This is a genomic window from Ideonella flava, assembly GCF_051857595.1.
In the GTDB taxonomy this organism is placed as follows: domain Bacteria; phylum Pseudomonadota; class Gammaproteobacteria; order Burkholderiales; family Burkholderiaceae_C; genus Ideonella.
On sequence record NZ_JBPZHD010000011.1, the window covers coordinates 72,143 to 87,981 of the forward strand.

Annotated in this window: 13 protein-coding genes; 11 read left to right on the top strand and 2 right to left on the bottom strand. The window is 68.7% G+C overall.

Going from position 1 to position 15,839, the window contains the following annotated elements:
* Positions 1-149 precede the first annotated feature (149 nt).
* From ACS5PM_RS23430 to ACS5PM_RS23480, 11 genes are all read left to right on the top strand, one after another.
* A complete protein-coding gene (locus ACS5PM_RS23430) occupies positions 150-1,178 on the top strand; it encodes a WD40/YVTN/BNR-like repeat-containing protein (protein WP_439390123.1) in 1,029 nt (342 codons plus the stop codon).
* Complete coding sequence (locus ACS5PM_RS23435; RefSeq protein WP_439390124.1) at positions 1,175-3,556, top strand: efflux RND transporter permease subunit; 2,382 nt, start codon at positions 1,175-1,177, stop codon at positions 3,554-3,556. Before ACS5PM_RS23430 ends, ACS5PM_RS23435 begins: the two co-directional genes overlap by 4 nt.
* A 25-nt stretch (positions 3,557-3,581) precedes the next feature.
* Positions 3,582-4,730, top strand: a complete 1,149-nt coding sequence (locus ACS5PM_RS23440; protein WP_439390125.1) for an alpha/beta hydrolase family protein — start codon at positions 3,582-3,584, stop codon at positions 4,728-4,730.
* A gap of 112 nt (positions 4,731-4,842) precedes the next feature.
* Positions 4,843-5,769: a VOC family protein gene (locus tag ACS5PM_RS23445; protein WP_439390126.1), complete on the top strand. Its 927-nt coding sequence runs from the start codon at positions 4,843-4,845 to the stop codon at positions 5,767-5,769.
* A 101-nt stretch (positions 5,770-5,870) separates the two neighbouring features.
* The gene (locus ACS5PM_RS23450) at positions 5,871-6,224 is read left to right on the top strand and encodes a Rieske (2Fe-2S) protein (RefSeq protein WP_439390127.1); all 354 of its coding nucleotides are present in this window, start codon (positions 5,871-5,873) and stop codon (positions 6,222-6,224) included.
* Positions 6,221-7,351 carry an FAD-dependent oxidoreductase gene (locus ACS5PM_RS23455; RefSeq protein WP_439390128.1) on the top strand — a complete coding sequence of 377 codons (1,131 nt, stop codon included), beginning with the start codon at positions 6,221-6,223 and terminating at the stop codon, positions 7,349-7,351. Before ACS5PM_RS23450 ends, ACS5PM_RS23455 begins: the two co-directional genes overlap by 4 nt.
* A 10-nt stretch (positions 7,352-7,361) precedes the next feature.
* On the top strand, positions 7,362-7,943 hold the full coding sequence (locus tag ACS5PM_RS23460; RefSeq protein WP_439390129.1) for a cupin domain-containing protein: 582 nt from the start codon (positions 7,362-7,364) through the stop codon (positions 7,941-7,943).
* 9 nt (positions 7,944-7,952) lie between these two features.
* Positions 7,953-8,903 (top strand): NAD-dependent epimerase/dehydratase family protein, encoded by a 951-nt coding sequence (locus tag ACS5PM_RS23465; RefSeq protein ID WP_439390130.1) that lies wholly within the window; start codon positions 7,953-7,955, stop codon positions 8,901-8,903.
* Positions 8,904-8,928: 25 nt separating this feature from the next.
* Positions 8,929-10,071 (top strand): MFS transporter, encoded by a 1,143-nt coding sequence (locus tag ACS5PM_RS23470; RefSeq protein WP_439390131.1) that lies wholly within the window; start codon positions 8,929-8,931, stop codon positions 10,069-10,071.
* A gap of 17 nt (positions 10,072-10,088) precedes the next feature.
* Positions 10,089-11,078: a fumarylacetoacetate hydrolase family protein gene (locus ACS5PM_RS23475; RefSeq protein ID WP_439390132.1), complete on the top strand. Its 990-nt coding sequence runs from the start codon at positions 10,089-10,091 to the stop codon at positions 11,076-11,078.
* A gap of 14 nt (positions 11,079-11,092) precedes the next feature.
* Positions 11,093-11,890, top strand: a complete 798-nt coding sequence (locus ACS5PM_RS23480; protein ID WP_439390133.1) for a cyclase family protein — start codon at positions 11,093-11,095, stop codon at positions 11,888-11,890.
* A 78-nt stretch (positions 11,891-11,968) separates the two neighbouring features.
* Here the strand turns inward: ACS5PM_RS23480 and ACS5PM_RS23485 are convergent, their stop codons facing one another.
* Together ACS5PM_RS23485 and ACS5PM_RS23490 are read right to left on the bottom strand one after the other, a co-directional pair.
* Positions 11,969-14,203 (bottom strand): LamG-like jellyroll fold domain-containing protein, encoded by a 2,235-nt coding sequence (locus ACS5PM_RS23485; RefSeq protein ID WP_439390134.1) that lies wholly within the window; start codon positions 14,201-14,203, stop codon positions 11,969-11,971.
* Between the two features lie 681 nt (positions 14,204-14,884).
* Positions 14,885-15,802: a LysR family transcriptional regulator gene (locus ACS5PM_RS23490; protein WP_439390135.1), complete on the bottom strand. Its 918-nt coding sequence runs from the start codon at positions 15,800-15,802 to the stop codon at positions 14,885-14,887.
* Positions 15,803-15,839: the final 37 nt, after the last annotated feature.

Sequence of the window (15,839 nt, forward strand, 5' to 3'; positions counted from 1 at the left end):
CACGCGCAGCAGTGAGTCGCTGGCCTTCGACAGGCTCAGGCCGAACGGCGGGTGTGGGCTCAGGCCGAACGGCGGGTGTGGGCTCAGGCCGCGGGGCAGGGGCTCACAGGGCAAGGCACCCACGGCCAACCAGTTCGGGCCCTGCGCGAATGGCCCAGGTGCTCGTGGCGTTGCTGCTCGCAGCCGCCCCGGCATGGGCCGCCGAGTCCGTGAGCGAGGCGCTGGAGCGGCCCGCGCAGCTGACGCGAGTGCCCGAGCGGGCCGTGCTGCTCGGTGCTGCCCAGGCAGGCAGCGCCTGGATCGCCGTGGGAGAGCGCGGCCTGGTGTTGCGCTCCGAAGACGGCGGCGCCCGCTGGCAGCAGGTCGCATCGCCGGTCAGCGTCACGCTGACCGCCGTGCGCTTTGCCGACGAGCGCCACGGCGTGGCCGTGGGCCACGGCGGCACGGTGCTCATCACAGGCGATGGCGGCCGCAGCTGGGCTCGGCGGCTCGACGGGCGCCGCATCCCCGAGCTGCTGCTGGCCGATGCGAAGCAGAGACAGGACGCGGCAGCGCAGAAGGCCGCCGAGCAACTGCGCGCCGACGGCCCCGACAAGCCGCTGCTCGACGTGCTGATCCTGGGCGCCGGCCGCGCGCTGGTCGTCGGCGCCTACGGCCTGGCGCTCGCCACCGAGGACGGTGGTGCGAGCTGGAGTTCCTGGGCCGCCCGGATCGACAACCCCAAGGGCCTGCACCTGTACGCGGCGCGCCAGCGCGGCAACCGCATCGTGATCGCCGGCGAGCAGGGCCTGGTGCTGAAGTCGGACGACAGCGGCCGCAGCTTCCAGCGCCTGGCCACACCCTACCCGGGGAGCTTCTTCACCCTGGAGCTGCCCGACGAGCGCGAGATCGTGCTGGCCGGGCTGCGCGGCAACGTCTGGCACTCCACCGACGGCGGCCGCGAATGGAGCGCGCTGGCGGTCCCGATGCCGGTTTCCATCGTCGGCAGCCAGCTCGCTGCCGACGGCACGCTGCTGCTGGCCAGCCAGGCGGGCTTCGTGCTCGCGCGGCGCGGCGAGGCCTTCGTGCCCGTCCACCGCGATCCCATGCCGCCGCTCACCGGCCTGGCCGCAGGCCGCGGCGGCGCGCTGCTGGCCTTGTCCATCCAGGGCGTGATGCCCATCGCTGCCCAACCATGACGACGCAGGACTTCGACCCCCGCTCGGGCTCGCTCGTCGAGCGTGCGCTCTTCAATCATCGGCTGATCGTCGTCGTGCTGTGTGCGCTCGTGACCGCGCTGCTCGGCTGGCAGGCCACCAAGCTGCAGCTGAACGCCAGTTTCGAGAAGACCATTCCCGCCGAGCATTCGTACATCCGGCACTTCCTCGAGCATCAGAACGAACTCAGCGGCTTGGGCAACGCGGTGCGGATCGCGGTCGAGGCCCCGCAAGGTTCGATCTACGAAGCCCGGTACCTCGACACCCTGCGCCGCATGAGCGACGAGGTCTTCCTGCTGCCGGGCGTCGCGCGCCACCAGATGAAGTCGCTCTGGACGCCGACGACGCGCTGGGTCGGCGTGACCGAAGAGGGCCTGGAAGGCGGGCCGGTCATCCCCGAGGGGTACGACGGCTCGCCGCAGAGCCTGGAGCAACTGCGCGCCAACATCGCGCGCTCCGGGGAGCTCGGCCAGATCGTCGCGCTCGACGCGAAGTCCAGCGTGATCTTCGTGCCGCTGCTGGCCAGGGCGCCTGATGGACGGCCGCTGGACTACGGCGCTCTGGCGCGCCAGCTCGACGAGTTGCGTTCGAGGTACGAGTCGCAAGGCGTGAAAGTGCACGTCACCGGGTTCGCCAAGATCGTCGGCGAGCTGATCGACGGTGTGCGCGCGGTGCTGGTGTTCTTTGCCCTAGCGGTTGCGATCGCCGCTGCGATGGTGTTCTGGTTCACGCGCTGCTGGCGTTCGACGATGCTGGTGGTGACTGCATCGCTCGTCGCGGTGGTCTGGCAGCTCGGCCTGCTGCCGACGCTGGGTTTCGCGCTGGATCCGTACTCGATCCTCGTGCCCTTCCTCGTCTTTGCCATCGGCATGAGCCACGGCGCGCAGAAGATGAACGGGATCATGCAGGACATCGGGCGTGGCCTGCCCAGGCTGGTGGCGGCGAGATTCACCTTCCGGCGACTGTTCCTCGCGGGCCTCACGGCGCTGCTGGCCGACGCGGTGGGATTCGCCGTGCTGCTCGTGATCGACATCCAGGCCATCCGCGAGCTGGCCATCGCCGCCTCGATCGGTGTGGGCGTGCTGATCTTCACCAACCTGATCCTGCTGCCCGTCCTGCTGAGCTACACGGGTGTCAGCGCGAGGGCCGCCCAGCGCAGCCTGAGGGCGGAAGCGGCGCAAGAGAAGCAGCCGCTGTGGCGCTGGCTGGACCGCTTCACTCAGCGACGCTGGGCCGTCGGTGCGGTCGGCGCGAGCGTGGTCCTGGCGGCGGCTGGCTTCGGGGTCTCGCAGCGCCTGGCCATCGGCGACCTCGACCCCGGCGCCCCGGAGCTGCGCGCGGACAGCCGCTACAACCGCGACGTGGCTTTCATGAACGCCGCCTACGGCGCGTCGAGCGACGTGCTGGCCGTGATGGTGAGCACGCCCGAGGGTCAGTGCTCGCAGTACGCGACGCTGAACAAGATCGACGCGCTCGAATGGCAGCTGCGGCAGCTCGAAGGCGTGGAGACCACCAACACGCTCTCGCTGCTGAACCGCCGGGTGCTCGCGGGCCTGAACGAGGGCAACCCCAAGTGGTACGAGTTCCTGCCCAACCAGGACATGCTCAACACCGTCACGGCCGGGGCTCCGCGCGGCCTTTACAACGATGCCTGCTCGCTGCTGACGCTCTACGTCTACCTGCGCGACCACAAGGCGCAGACGCTGACGCGCGTCGTCGACCATATCGAGGCCTTCGCCCGGGCCAACGACACGGCGGACGTGAAGTTCATGCTTGCGGCCGGCAGTGCGGGCATCGAGGCGGCGACCAACATCGTCGTCAAGGACGCGTGGCGAACCATGCTGCTGCTGGTCTACGGCGCGGTCGTGCTGCTGAGCTTCGCCACCTTCCGCTCCTGGCGCGCCGTGCTGGTGGCGGTGCTGCCGCTGATGCTGACCTCGGTGCTCGCCGAGGCGCTGATGGTGGCGCTCGGCATGGGCGTGAAGGTCGCCACGCTCCCGGTGATCGCGCTGGGCGTGGGCATCGGCGTCGACTACGCGCTCTACATCCTCTCGGTCACGTTGGCGCAGCTGCGCGAGGGAAAGAGCTTGTCCGAAAGCTACTACCACGCGCTGCTGTTCACCGGCAAGGTCGTGCTGCTGACCGGCGTGACGCTGGCCGTGGGCGTCATCACCTGGGTCGCCAGCCCGATCAAGTTCCAGGCCGACATGGGCCTGCTGCTGGCCTTCATGTTCCTGTGGAACATGGTCGGCGCGATGGTGCTGATCCCTGCGCTGGCCCACGTTCTGCTGAAGCGGCGGCGCCATCCGTCGGCCGAGAACTCTGCCGCTTTTTTCGGCGCGCTGCACACGAAGCCCTGATTTTCCACCCCTCCATCTTCATCGCATGTTCCGCTACTTCCCCACCAACTACGTCTGGAACCTCTCGGTCGATCTCGCGATCGAGATGGGTGCCCGCATCGGCGAGATCGAGGAGATGTGCGCTCCGCTACAGGAAGCCGCCAAGGCGCCTGACGCGGCCGGCACGCAGGCCTTCCGCGAGACCTGGGTGCGCATGGCCGACAAGCTGTGCGCGCTGGCCGAGGAGGACCGCGCACGCGGCCGGATGCTCTCCGCCGGCGAGAAGCTGCGCCGTGCGTCGAGCTACCTGATCACCGCCGAGCGGCTGCAGGCCCACGACGCGCCGGGCCGGCTCGACATCTACCGGCGCGAGCTCGAACTCTTCCTCGAAGGTTCGCGGCTGATGGGCGACCGGGTGCAGCGCGTCGAGATCCCCTACGAGGGCAAGCACCTTTCCGCCCTGTACCTGCCGGCCGAAGGCCAGAAGCCCGGCGAGCGCGCACCGATCCTCGTCCAGCTCAACGGCCTGGACTCGACCAAGGAGATGAAGCACCTGGTCGGCCTGCCAACCTGGCTGGCCCGGCGAGGGGTGTCTTCGCTGGTGGTCGACCAGCCCGGCACCGGCGAGGCGCTGCGCCTTCACGGCATGACCGCGCGCTACGACACCGAGCACTGGGCCAGCCGCATCGTCGACTGGCTGGAAACACGCGACGACGTCGACCCGAAGCGGATCGGCTGCGAAGGTGTCTCGCTGGGCGGCTACTACTGCCCGCGCGCCGTGGCCATGGAGCCGCGCTTCGCCGCCGGCGTGTGCTGGGGGGCCAATCACGACTGGCGCGACGTGCAGAAGAAGCGCCTGCAGAAAGAAGGCGACTTCCCCGTGCCGCACTACTGGGCGCACGTCTGCTGGGTCTGGGGCGCCACCGACATCGACGATTTCATGCGCATCGCCGAGGACGTGCACCTGGACGGCGTGGCCGAGAGGATCCGCGTGCCCTTCCTGGTGACCCACGGCGAGAAGGATTCGCAGATCCCGCTGAAGTGGGCGGAGCGCACCTATGAGCAGCTCGTCAACAGCCCGAAGCGCGAACTCAAGGTCTTCACCGACCGCGAAGGCGGCGTGCAGCACGCCAGCTTCGACAACAGCATCAACGCCGGTCACTACATCGCCGACTGGGTGGCTGAGAACCTTTGACCCCCACGCCTCCTCCGGTCGCTGCCCCCCGAGGGGGCGCAGGCGACGGACCGGCAAAGCCGGATCCGTGCCTGAACCTTGGTTTCATGAGCAAACGGAAAAGGACAGACGCATGAACATCATCGGACCCGACGCGCTCGTCTTCGGCGTGGACGACGTCGCCGCCTGCAGCCAGTACCTCACCGACTACGGCCTGACAGCCGTCGGGCAGGGCCGCTTCGAGGCGCTGGACGGCACCGCCATCGTGATCGCGCACAAGGACGATCCCGCGCTGCCGCCCGGCTTGGGCACTTCAAGCATGCTGCGCAAGACGGTGTATGGCGTAGGCGATGCCGCCACGCTGCAGGCCATCGCCGAGGAACTGGCTCGCGACCGGACGGTGGAGCGCCTGCCCGACGGCTCCATCGAATCGGTGGACGACATGGGCTTCGTGCTCGGCTTCCAGCTCAGCGTGCGCAAGCCGCTCGCGCTGCCCGCCGAGACGATCAACGCTCCCGGTGCGCAACCGCAACGCGCGCCCAACACCGTGGCGGTACGCGACGACGCCGATTGCCGGCCGCGCAGCTTGTCGCATGTGGTCTATTTCGTGCCCGATGCGGCCCAGGCCGAGGCCTTCTACGTGAATCGGCTGGGCTTCGTCTGCACCGACCGATTCACCGGCGTCGGCCCCTTCCTGCGACCGGCCGGCACGCTGGACCATCACACCCTGTTCATGATCCAGACGCCGCCCTTCATGAAAGGCTGCGAGCACTTCACCTTCCACCTCGGCGGTCCGACGGAGGTGATGCAGGCCGGCACGCGCTTCGTGCAGAAGGGCTACGAGAGCTTCTGGGGCCCGGGCCGGCATCGCTTCGGCTCCAACTGGTTCTGGTACTTCAACTCGCCGTTGGGCTGCCACGTCGAGTACGACGCCGACATGGACCTGCACGACGGGGCCTGGGCCGCGCGCGAGGCCCCCATGGGCGCCGACGCTTCGCAGCTGTTCCTCCTCCAGCACCGCGAGAAGTGGGCTCCGGGCGGCCCGCTCCCCGGGAAATGAAGCCCCCACGCTCCCTTCCGGTCGCTGCCCCCCAAGGGCGCTCTTGCAGCGGACCGGCGGAGCCGGATCCGCGCAAGGCCCTTGGTCAAATACCCGACCGCATGGCCCTGTGCAGGATCGACGCGCTGGCCGACGGCAGCGCCCGCGGCTTCGACCCGCTGGGCCGCGGCCACGACACGGTGTTCGTGGTGCGACAGGGTGGGGCGCTGCACGCCTACCTGGACCTCTGCCCACACTATGGCGACACCCGTTTGCCCTGGCGCAAGGACGCCTATCTCGATGCGGCCGGCGAGGCCATCGTCTGCGCCGCGCATGGCGCGCGCTTCGACGTCGCCACCGGCCGCTGCACCCTCGGACCGTGCCTCGGCCAATCGCTGAAGGCCGTTCCACTCGAACTCAACGACGACGGCGAAGTACTCGCCGCGACCCACGACCTGCAGGAGACAAGCCCATGACATCCCCCGCCCGCAAGCTGCTCATCATCGGCGGCGGCTTTTCAGGCATGGCCGCCGCCATCCACTGCGCGCGCCAGAGCCTGGAAGTCGAACTGGTCGAGATCGATCCCGGCTGGCGTTCCTACGGCGCCGGCATCAGCATAGGCGGCGCCACGCTGCGCGCCCTGGGCACGCTGGGCGTGCTGCCGCGCTTCCTGGAGGAGGGCAGTGGGCATGACGGGGCGCAGGTCTTCGCGCCCACCGGGCAGTTGCTGGCCGAGTTGCCCACACCGCGCGTCGCAGGGCCCGACGTGCCGGGCGGCGGCGCCATCATGCGGCCGGTGCTCGCCACGATCCTGGCCGATGCCACGCGGGCGGCCGGCGTGAAGGTGCGGCTCGGCTGCACGTTCACCGCCATCGAGCAGGACAGCGCTGGCGTGGACGTGGCATTCAACGACGGCACGCGCGGCCGCTACGACCTGGTGGTGGGCGCCGATGGCCTGTACTCGCAAGTGCGGGAGACGCTCTTCCCGCAGGCGCCGAAGCCGCGCTACAGCGGCCAGGGCGTTTGGCGCGCCGTCCTGCCGCGACCGCCCGAGGTGAAGAACACCATGATGTGGGTCGGCCCCAAGGTGAAGACCGGCGTCAACCCGGTGTCGAAGACGCAGATATACCTCTTCGTCACCGAGGACCGAGCAGTCAACGAGCGCATCCCGACTGAAGAGTTCGTGCCGCGCCTGAAGGCGCTGCTGGCCCCGTTCCCGGCGCCGCTGATGCAGCAGGTCCGCGAGCAGCTGGACGAGCACTCTCTCGTCATCTACCGCCCGCTGGAGGGCCTGCTCGTGCCTCGGCCCTGGTACCAGGGCCGCGTGGTGCTGATCGGCGACACGGTGCATGCCACGACGCCGCACCTGGCATCGGGCGCCTGCATCGGCATCGAGGACGGCATCGTGCTGGCCGAGGAACTGGCCTGCGCCGCGACCGTGGAGGCGGCCCTGGCCGCCTTCCAGCAACGCCGCTGGGAGCGCTGCCGCATGGTGGTGGAGAACTCGGCCCGCCTGGGCGAGATCGAGGCCACCGGCGGCGACAAGGCCGAGCATGCCCGGATCATGCGCGAGTCGATGATCGCGCTGGCGCAACCGATCTGAGGGGCGCCCCATGGAGTTCCCCCCCATCCATCGCGTCGTCACCGGCCACGATGCCGAAGGCCGTGCCCTCGTGCTGACGGACGGCCCCCTGACCACGGTCGCGCACATCGAGGCCATCCCGGGCACCGTGTTCCATGAGGTGTGGAGCACGGCGGCGACGCCGGCGCCCATCTCGCTCGACGAGTCCGACCCGACCGCCGGGCCGCTGATGCTGCCGCCGCCGGCGCAGGGCACCCGCATGCGCTTCGTCGATATCCCGCCGGACACCCCGGAGTTCCTGGCGCGTGGTCACGAGCGCATGCAGGAGGCCTTCGAGCAGATCGGTGACGAGGAGGCCAGCACTGTGCAGCCCGACTCCCCGCACCCGCTCATGCACCGCACCGAATCCGTGGACTACGGTGTCGTGATCGAAGGCGAGATGACGCTGGTGCTCGACCAGGGCGAGGCGACGCTGCGGCCCGGCAGCGTGGTGATCCAGCGCGGCACCAACCACGCCTGGGCCAACCGCTCGGGCAAGCCGTGCCGGATGCTGTTCGTGCTGGTGGACGGGCGCTACGAGCCTCCGCTGGCCGCGGCACTGGCCCGTCGGTAGAGGACGGCCATGCACGTGCTCGTCACCGGCGCGGCCGGATTCGTAGGCCAGGCGCTGGTGCAGCGCCTTCTCAGTGATGCCTCGGCCACCGCCGAGCCGCTCACCGGTCTCACGGCGATCGACCAGAGCTTCGGCGACCTTGCCTCGTGGAGAGCAGACAGGCGCCTGGCCATGCTGGAAGGCGACTTCGCCGATCCTCGGCGGCTCGATGCGGCGCTCGGTACGCGCGTCGACCTCGTGTTCCACCTGGCCAGCGTGCCCGGCAGCCTGGCCGAGCGGGAGCCCGCTCTTGGCGCCCGAGTGAACCTGCAGGCGACCTTGTCACTGTTCGATCGCGTGGCCAGTGCAGGCGGCGAGCCGCCGCGCGTGGTGTTCGCCAGCTCCATCGCGGTCTATGGCGCCATGGAGGCAGGCGCCGAGGTCGACGAGTCCACCGCCCCGAACCCTTCGATGAGCTACGGAGCCCACAAGCTGATGGCGGAGATCCAGCTCGCGGATTCCAGCCGCCGCGGCTTGCTGGACGGTGTATCGCTGCGCCTGCCGGGCATCGTGGCCCGGCCTGCTTCGGCTTCGGGGCACGGATCGGCCTTCATGAGCGACCTGATCCGCCGCCTGCACGCCGGCGAACCGTATGAGTGCCCGGTGTCGCCGCAGGCGCGGTGCTGGTGGATGTCGCGTCCTCGCTGTGTGGACAACCTGCTGCTCGCCGCGCGACTGCCGGCCGCCGGCCTGTCGCCGCGGCGTGTGGTGCAACTGCCCGTGATCTCGGCGGCCGTCGGCGACGTGGCCGAAGCCGCGGCCAGGGTCGGTGGACGCCCGCCCCAGCTGCGCTGGCGACCCGACGCCGCCCTTGAAAGCATCTTCGGACGCATGCCGCCGCTGCAGACGCCGATCGCGCGCGGCCTCGGCTTCGCCGACGACGGCAGCCTCGACGAACTCGTGCGCAACGCGCTGGCCTGAGACGGCCGGCCACGAAAGGATCCTGATGGCCAAGACCGAAAGCTTCGTAGGACGAGGCGTCCTGATGGCAGCGCACTGCGCCGGCATGATCGACCTCGTCACCCTGCCCGTGTGGGTCGGCACCCTGATCTCGCAGTACCACTTCGACCCGCAGCAGGCCGGGGCACTCGCCACCCTGTTCCTGGCTGGTGCAGTGACAGCGAGCCTGTTCTTCGCGCCGCGCTTCCAGCGCATCATGGGCCGCATCGCGGCGCCCACGGGCTACGGCGTCGCGGCGGTCGCCTTCGCGCTGATGTCGACGATGCAGGACTTCGCGGCCATGGCGGTGCTGCACGCGCTGGCCGGTGTCGCCGCGGGCTGCGGGCTCTCGTTCACCCACGGGACCATAGGCCGAAGCGCCAATCCTCACCGCTTGTTCGCCATGGCAGGCATGGCGCTGGGCGTGTTCGCGATCCTGATGCTGGGGGGCCTGCCGACGCTGGTGGCAGCGGCCGGCGGCACGGCGATGTTCCGCGTGTTTGCCGCCGTGATGGCCGTGGCCGCGGTGCTGGCGGCGCTCGCTTTCCCCGAGCCGCACGCCACCGGCTCCGTCCCGATGGACCCTGCCGAACGGCTGCCCCCGGCGGTGTGGCGGGCCATGGCCGGCGTGAGCTGCATGGCGCTGGTGCAAGCGATGTTGTTCAGCTTCGTGGAGCGCATAGGTGCCGAGCGATTCGGCGTGCCGGCCGTCACCACCATGCTCATCGTGATGGGCTTCGTCACGCTCTTGCCGGCACCGCTTGCGGCGCTGTTGCAGAACCGACTGGCGCCGCATCGCGTCGTGCTGGCGGGGCCGCTCGCCCAGGTGGCCGTGGCGTTCGGCATCACGCAGGCCGGAGTCTTCGAGCCGTACGCGGCGGCGGCGATCCTGCTGCCCTGCGTGATGATCTTCACCCACACCTTCGCGTTCGGCCTGATCGCACGCCTGGACCCGACGGGTCGCGCCGTGGCCGCCACGCCGGCGATGACCATGATCGGCGCGGCGGTTGGTCCCTTGCTCGGCGGCACGCTGGTCAAGGCCGGCGGCTACGGCAGCCTCACCTTCGCGGCGGTCGCGGTGGCTGCCGTCGCCATGGTCTGCTTCATCGCCGTGCGCCAGCCGGCTGAGCCGCTCCCGGCCGCCGTTTGATTTCAAGAGGAACCCAGATGAAACTTGCCACGCTGCGCGACGGCACGCCGGATGGCCGGCTGGTCGTGGTCTCGCGCGATCTGTCCCAGGCGGTCGAGGCCGGCGCGATCGCCCCCAACCTGCTGCAGGCCCTGTGCCGTTGGAACGAGGTCCAGGCGCCGCTGCAATCACTGTACGAGCAGCTCCACGCCGGCACCGCGGCCGGTGCCTTCGACTTCGACTCTGCCCACTGCATGGCGCCGCTGCCGCGCAGCCCGCAGTGGCTCGACGGCTCGGCCTTCCTCAACCATGGCCGCCTCATGGAGCGTGCCTTCAACACCAGGCCGATTCCGAAGTTCGAGTCCGTTCCGGTGATGTACCAGGGCGCCAGCGACGACTTCCTCGGCCCGCATGACGACGTGTCGCTGCCGAGCGAAGCCGACGGCATCGACTTCGAGGGCGAATTCGGCGTGGTCGTCGATGAGGTGCCGATGGGGGTGACCTCCGAGGAGGCGCTGGGCTGCATCCGCCTCGTGGTGCAGATCAACGACTGGAGCCTGCGGGCGCTGGGGCCGCACGAGATGGCCACCGGCTTCGGCTTCCTGCAGGCCAAGCCATCCACCAGCTTCGCGCCGGTCGCGGTGACGCCCGACGAGCTGGGCGACGGCTGGAGCGATGGCCGCGTGAAGCTCGACCTGCACGTCCAGTTCAACGGCCAGCGTTTCGGCGAACCGAACGGACGCGAGATGAACTTCCATTTCGGTGAGCTCATCGCTCATGCCGCGCGCACACGGCGGCTCTCGCCCGGCAGCATCATCGGCTCAGGCACGGTTTCCAACGAGAGCCGCGCGGCCGGCTCGGCCTGCATCGCCGAGCGGCGCGTGATCGAGATCCTCGACCAGGGCGAGGCCCGCACGCCCTTCATGCGCTTCGGCGAACGCGTGCGCATGCAGGCCCGCTTGGCCGATGGCCGCGAGGGCCCCTTCGGCGTCATCGATCAGCGCGTGGTGGGTGCGCCCGCCGCCTGAACAGGAACCTTCCCATGAACAAACCCCAACGCCGCTTCGTCGACCTTTCGATCTACCTCGAGAACGACGTCCTTTCCGACCCGCCGCCCCTGGCGCCGAAGATCACCTACCAGAATCACTCCGACACGCTCAAGGAGTTCATGATGCTTCTGCCCGGCACCAGGCCGGAGGACTATCCCGAGGGGGAGGCCGCGGCGGCCGAGTGGGTGACGCTGACCACCCACAACGGCACGCACCTGGACGCGCCGTACCACTTCCACTCCACGATGGATGCGAAGCTGGGCGACTCGCGGCCCTCGATCACCATCGACCAGGTACCGCTGGAGTGGTGCTTCCAGCCGGGGGTGAAGCTGGATTTCCGCCACTTGCCCGACGGCTACGTCGTCACCGCGGCCGATGTCGAGGCGGAGCTGAAGCGCATCGGCTGCGAGCTGCAGCCGCTGGACATCGTGGTGATCAACACCCGGGCCGGCTCGCGCTACGGCCATGGCGACTACGTGAACGCCGGTTGCGGCATGGGCTACGAAGCCACCATGTTCCTGCTGGAGCGGGGCGTGCGCCTGACGGGCACCGATGCCTGGAGCTGGGACGCGCCTTTCTCGTACACGGCGAAGAAGATCGCCGAGACCGGCGACACGTCCCTGATCTGGGAGGGCCACAAGGCCGGCCGTGACATCGGCTATTGCCATCTCGAGAAGCTTCACAACCTGGAGGCGCTGCCGTCCCACGGTTTCACGGTGAGCTGCTTTCCGCACAAGATCCGTGGCGCCTCCGCCGGATGGACGCGGGCCGTGGCCATCTTCGAGGGCTGAAGTCTCCCGAGCCGGCGCGTGTCCAGGGTCGCCAGCGGCGGCCGATACGTCAGTGCGGCAGTTTTCAGCGGCAGCGGATCACCTGGCCAGCGCAGCGACGTCCGTTGCGCCCAGGGCTCCCGCGTAGATGCGGAAGTCCTGGATGCGGCCGTTGAAGGATGGATGAGCCCAGTTGCGTCCCAGGAAGGTCACCTGGTCGCCCACCTGGCGCGGCGTGAGCGTCATGTAGTCGGCATTCGCTACCTCGACGCCGTCGATATAGAGCCGACCCGTCGTGCCCTTTTGCGTGACCGCCACATGAACCCAACGTCTCGTGGCCAGGGCGCTGGGCGCTTCCAGCACACGCTGATCGTTGAAGGTTGCCCCGTAGATGCCGGAACGCAGGCGGCCATAGCCGCCGGACTGGGGTGCGATGAAGAGAGCGGAGAAGGCATCGGTCCCGGCGAACAGGATGCAGCTGTCCCAGTGCAGCCCGTTGGCGTAGGCCCACATGGACACCGTGAAGTCGTCCAGGCTGTTGAACAGGCCTGAAGGCAGTTGCAGGCCCGCCGACACGCCATCGAACGCGACGGCCTTGTCATTGTTGCGACCTTCGCCCCAGGTCGCGCCGTTCAGGAGCGTGCCCTGCACCGAAGTGGAAGTGCCGTCCGGATTCAGCAAGGTGCCGGTGGGGACGAGGCCGTTCTTGCCATCCAGCGGCATGCTGAAGCGCAGTTCGCCAGGCAGCGCGACCCGGACCGTGTTGGAGCCGTTGCGCGGCGCGCCGGGGCCTTGCGCCAGGACCTGGTAGAACCAGATGCCGTCGGGCGCAGCATCGGTGTAGGTCAGCAACTGGTCGGCCGCAATCGTGGCCAATGGGGTGAAGGGGCCCCTGGCCGATTTGCCTCGCCGCACCACGTAGGAAGTCGCTCCCACGCTCCCCCACCACGACAGCAGGACGCGGCCGTCATTCAGGTAGCCGGTGAGGCCGGACGGAGGCTTCATCGGCCCGGCATACGGCACACGGCGATGGATCAGCGTCGGCCACCAGATGTCGTCGCTGCTGCCGCCGTATTTCGGCTCGCACAGCACCACCATGCGCGCGACGTTCGGCGCCGCCAGCCCCAGGCGGTTGACGTAGTGGTTGAAGATCGGCTCCCAGGCGTTGCGGCCGTGCTGGAACGACTGGTTCACCTGCGTCCACATGGACGTGTGAGGCTGCGACGGGTCGTGCTCTGGGACATACGGCATGGGGTAGGTCTTGCCGTTCTCGTCCAGCAGGTTCGACCGCGCCACGTACTCGGCGGCCGCGAGGAAGCGATTGTTGTACAGCCCGTAGAGATCGTCGCCCTGGTTCCAGGCCATCTCCATCACGTCGCCGCCGAGCGACATGCCCAGCGTCGCATGGCCCTGGTCGCGTCCGCTCTCCTCCCACTGACCGAAGTGGCCGGGGTGCATGTAGTAAACGCCATGCAGGGCCGAGCCGTTGCCGAACGTCCTGAGCGTGCCGCGGTTGTTGGCGGCGTAGCAATCGCAGGCCAGCCTGTACAGGTCGGGCCGGTCGCAGAAGATGCCGATGGCCATGGCGCCGACGAGGGAGGCCATGTCCCAGTTGGCATGGGAGCCTATGCGGCCGTCGCTGAGGAACCATGAAGAGATGGACGCGAACACCGTCAGCAGCATGTCCTGGAAGCGCTTCAGGTTCTCCGGCGCCCAGCCGGAGTAGGTGCGCATGATCTCGCCGATCTGCGCCCATTGGTGGCCTTGCATGCCCGCCATCAGGATGAAGGTGTGATCGTCGTGGGCCGACGAGCCCGGCGGGACGGTCCCGATCTCCTTCAGCGTGCTGCCCCAGGCGTCGAGGAACTCCACCGCCTTGTCGGCATAGCGCGTGTCGCCCGAAATCTTCCAGTGCAACGCCAAGGTCCACGCGCGCCAGATGTCGACGTACATCGCGTTCTTGCTGCCGTCGGCCCGGTAGACGGCCGGCAGCGGGTAGGGCTGGGTGTCCAGGGTGCCGAAGTGATCGATGCACAGCTGGTTCCACCAGTTCGTCCACGGTTGCTGGCCGTTCTTGATCAGCTCGCTGATGCGCGAGAAGTCATCGTCGGTGACCAGCAGCCCGGGGTGAGTGAAGACGCCGCTCTCCGAGGCCGGTGTGCGGGTCCCTTGGCCTGGCCCTGGATCGCCGTCAACGCCATCCCCTTGGGGGCCGCCGCTGCAGGCGGGCAGCAAGGGGAACATGGGAAGCAGCCCGAGTCCGAACGAGAAGGCACGCCGCGCGGAGTCGGGCAGTTCATGGGCGTTCGTGTCTTGGATGCGGGGCTTGGACAAGTCTGATCCTTTGCGCTTGATGGGTTCGCTGCCCGGACGCCAGCGAAGGGGATGTCGTCGTAATGCGGGAGCCTTGACCGATGTCGCGATAGCAACCGCGTTCAGGCCTGCCAGCGGGTCTTCATCGCCTGCACGCGCATGTCATCGGCGCTCGACATGATGCCGAGGGTGACTTGATGTGTCAGTAACGAAGTGTGGTTAGGTTTCCATGGGGCCACAGCGTCCCAGCGTCCGCCGTGGTTGATGTTGGAGCCCGTCAAGTCACCGTTGCCCGCGGCTGCGAGGACCGGGCCCCCGGCCGGGAAGGGCAATCCCACCAGGGCCGAACGAAGGAATCGCCGCGGGAAGGAAGCCCCGGCTGATCGCGCACCGCGAGTCATGTCGCCAAACCCTTCTGCACAGCACCAACGCCTATCCGCTGTCAGTTGATATAACGCTATATCAACGGCGCCCAGACTAGTTCGTCGGTCACACGAACAACTGCGGGAAAACCTGTAGCGGGATCCTCGGAGGCCCCTCGGGCGCGTACTTTTCACGGCGCGGGGCCCTGAACGAATGCCCTATGCGGGCAGGCCTGGTTGCCGCGCCACGGCTGGTGGGTGCCGCTGCCGCAGGCTACTGGATCAGCGTGGCGCCCCGGCTTGCTCCCGAAAGCATGCGGCCGCAAGTGCAGCCTCGGCGTCATCGAACGGTCTTTCGCCTCCAAGGTGCCGGCGAAAGGGATTGGCGGAGCAGGGCCAGGAACGCCGTCGTGCGCGCACTTCGCCCGAAGCGCGTGCCCAGCATGGCGACGACGTCGGCCGCAGGAACCTCCCAGCTCGGCAGCACCCGCTTCAGTCGACCGGCTGCGAGGTCGGCTGCGACATTCCACTCCGACCGGATCGCGACACCTTGCCCTGCAAGCGCCCAGTCGCGAACCACGACCCCGTCATTGCTGCACATGGTGGGACGGATTCGAACGGTCTCGGGCCCGCGGGAAGCGTGCAGGAACCGCCACAGGGTGACGTCTTCATCGTTCTCCCTGACCACGAGGCATCGATGCCGCATCAAGTCTGATGGCGATTGAAGAGGTGCTGCATCGGCGAGATAGCCCGGGCTGGCGCAGAGGATGCGTCGGTTCGGCGCCAGCGTCGTCACGATCTGGTTCAGCGGTCCGGGCGGGCCGATGTGAATGGTGACGTCGCTGCTCTCGACCAGTTTCGCGCCCGGATGATCCGAGAGATCCAACGTGACCGTCACGCCGGGATGCGCCTGGGCGAAGGCGTCCACCACCGGCGCCACATGAAGCCGGCCAAAGCCGTGGGGGGCGGCGACCCGCAGATGCCCGCTGATGGCCTTCTTGCGGTCCGCCAATGCCTCGGACAGCGCCTCCATCGCCTCAGCCACTATCGTCCCGTGCGATGCGACGAGGGCGCCTTCGTCGGTGAGACTCATCTTGCGGCCGGAACGGTCGATCAGCCGGATGCCTATGCGTGCCTCCAGTGCGCGCAAGCGCTGGGTGACGGCGGGCGGCGTGACGTCAAGCTTCCTGGCGGCCTCGGCGAGCGACGCCGACTTGGTCAACACGTCGAAGAAGCGAAGGTCCTCCGAGCTGATCATTCAGTGCCGCCTTAATGCTCCATGCAGGTTCGGTAAA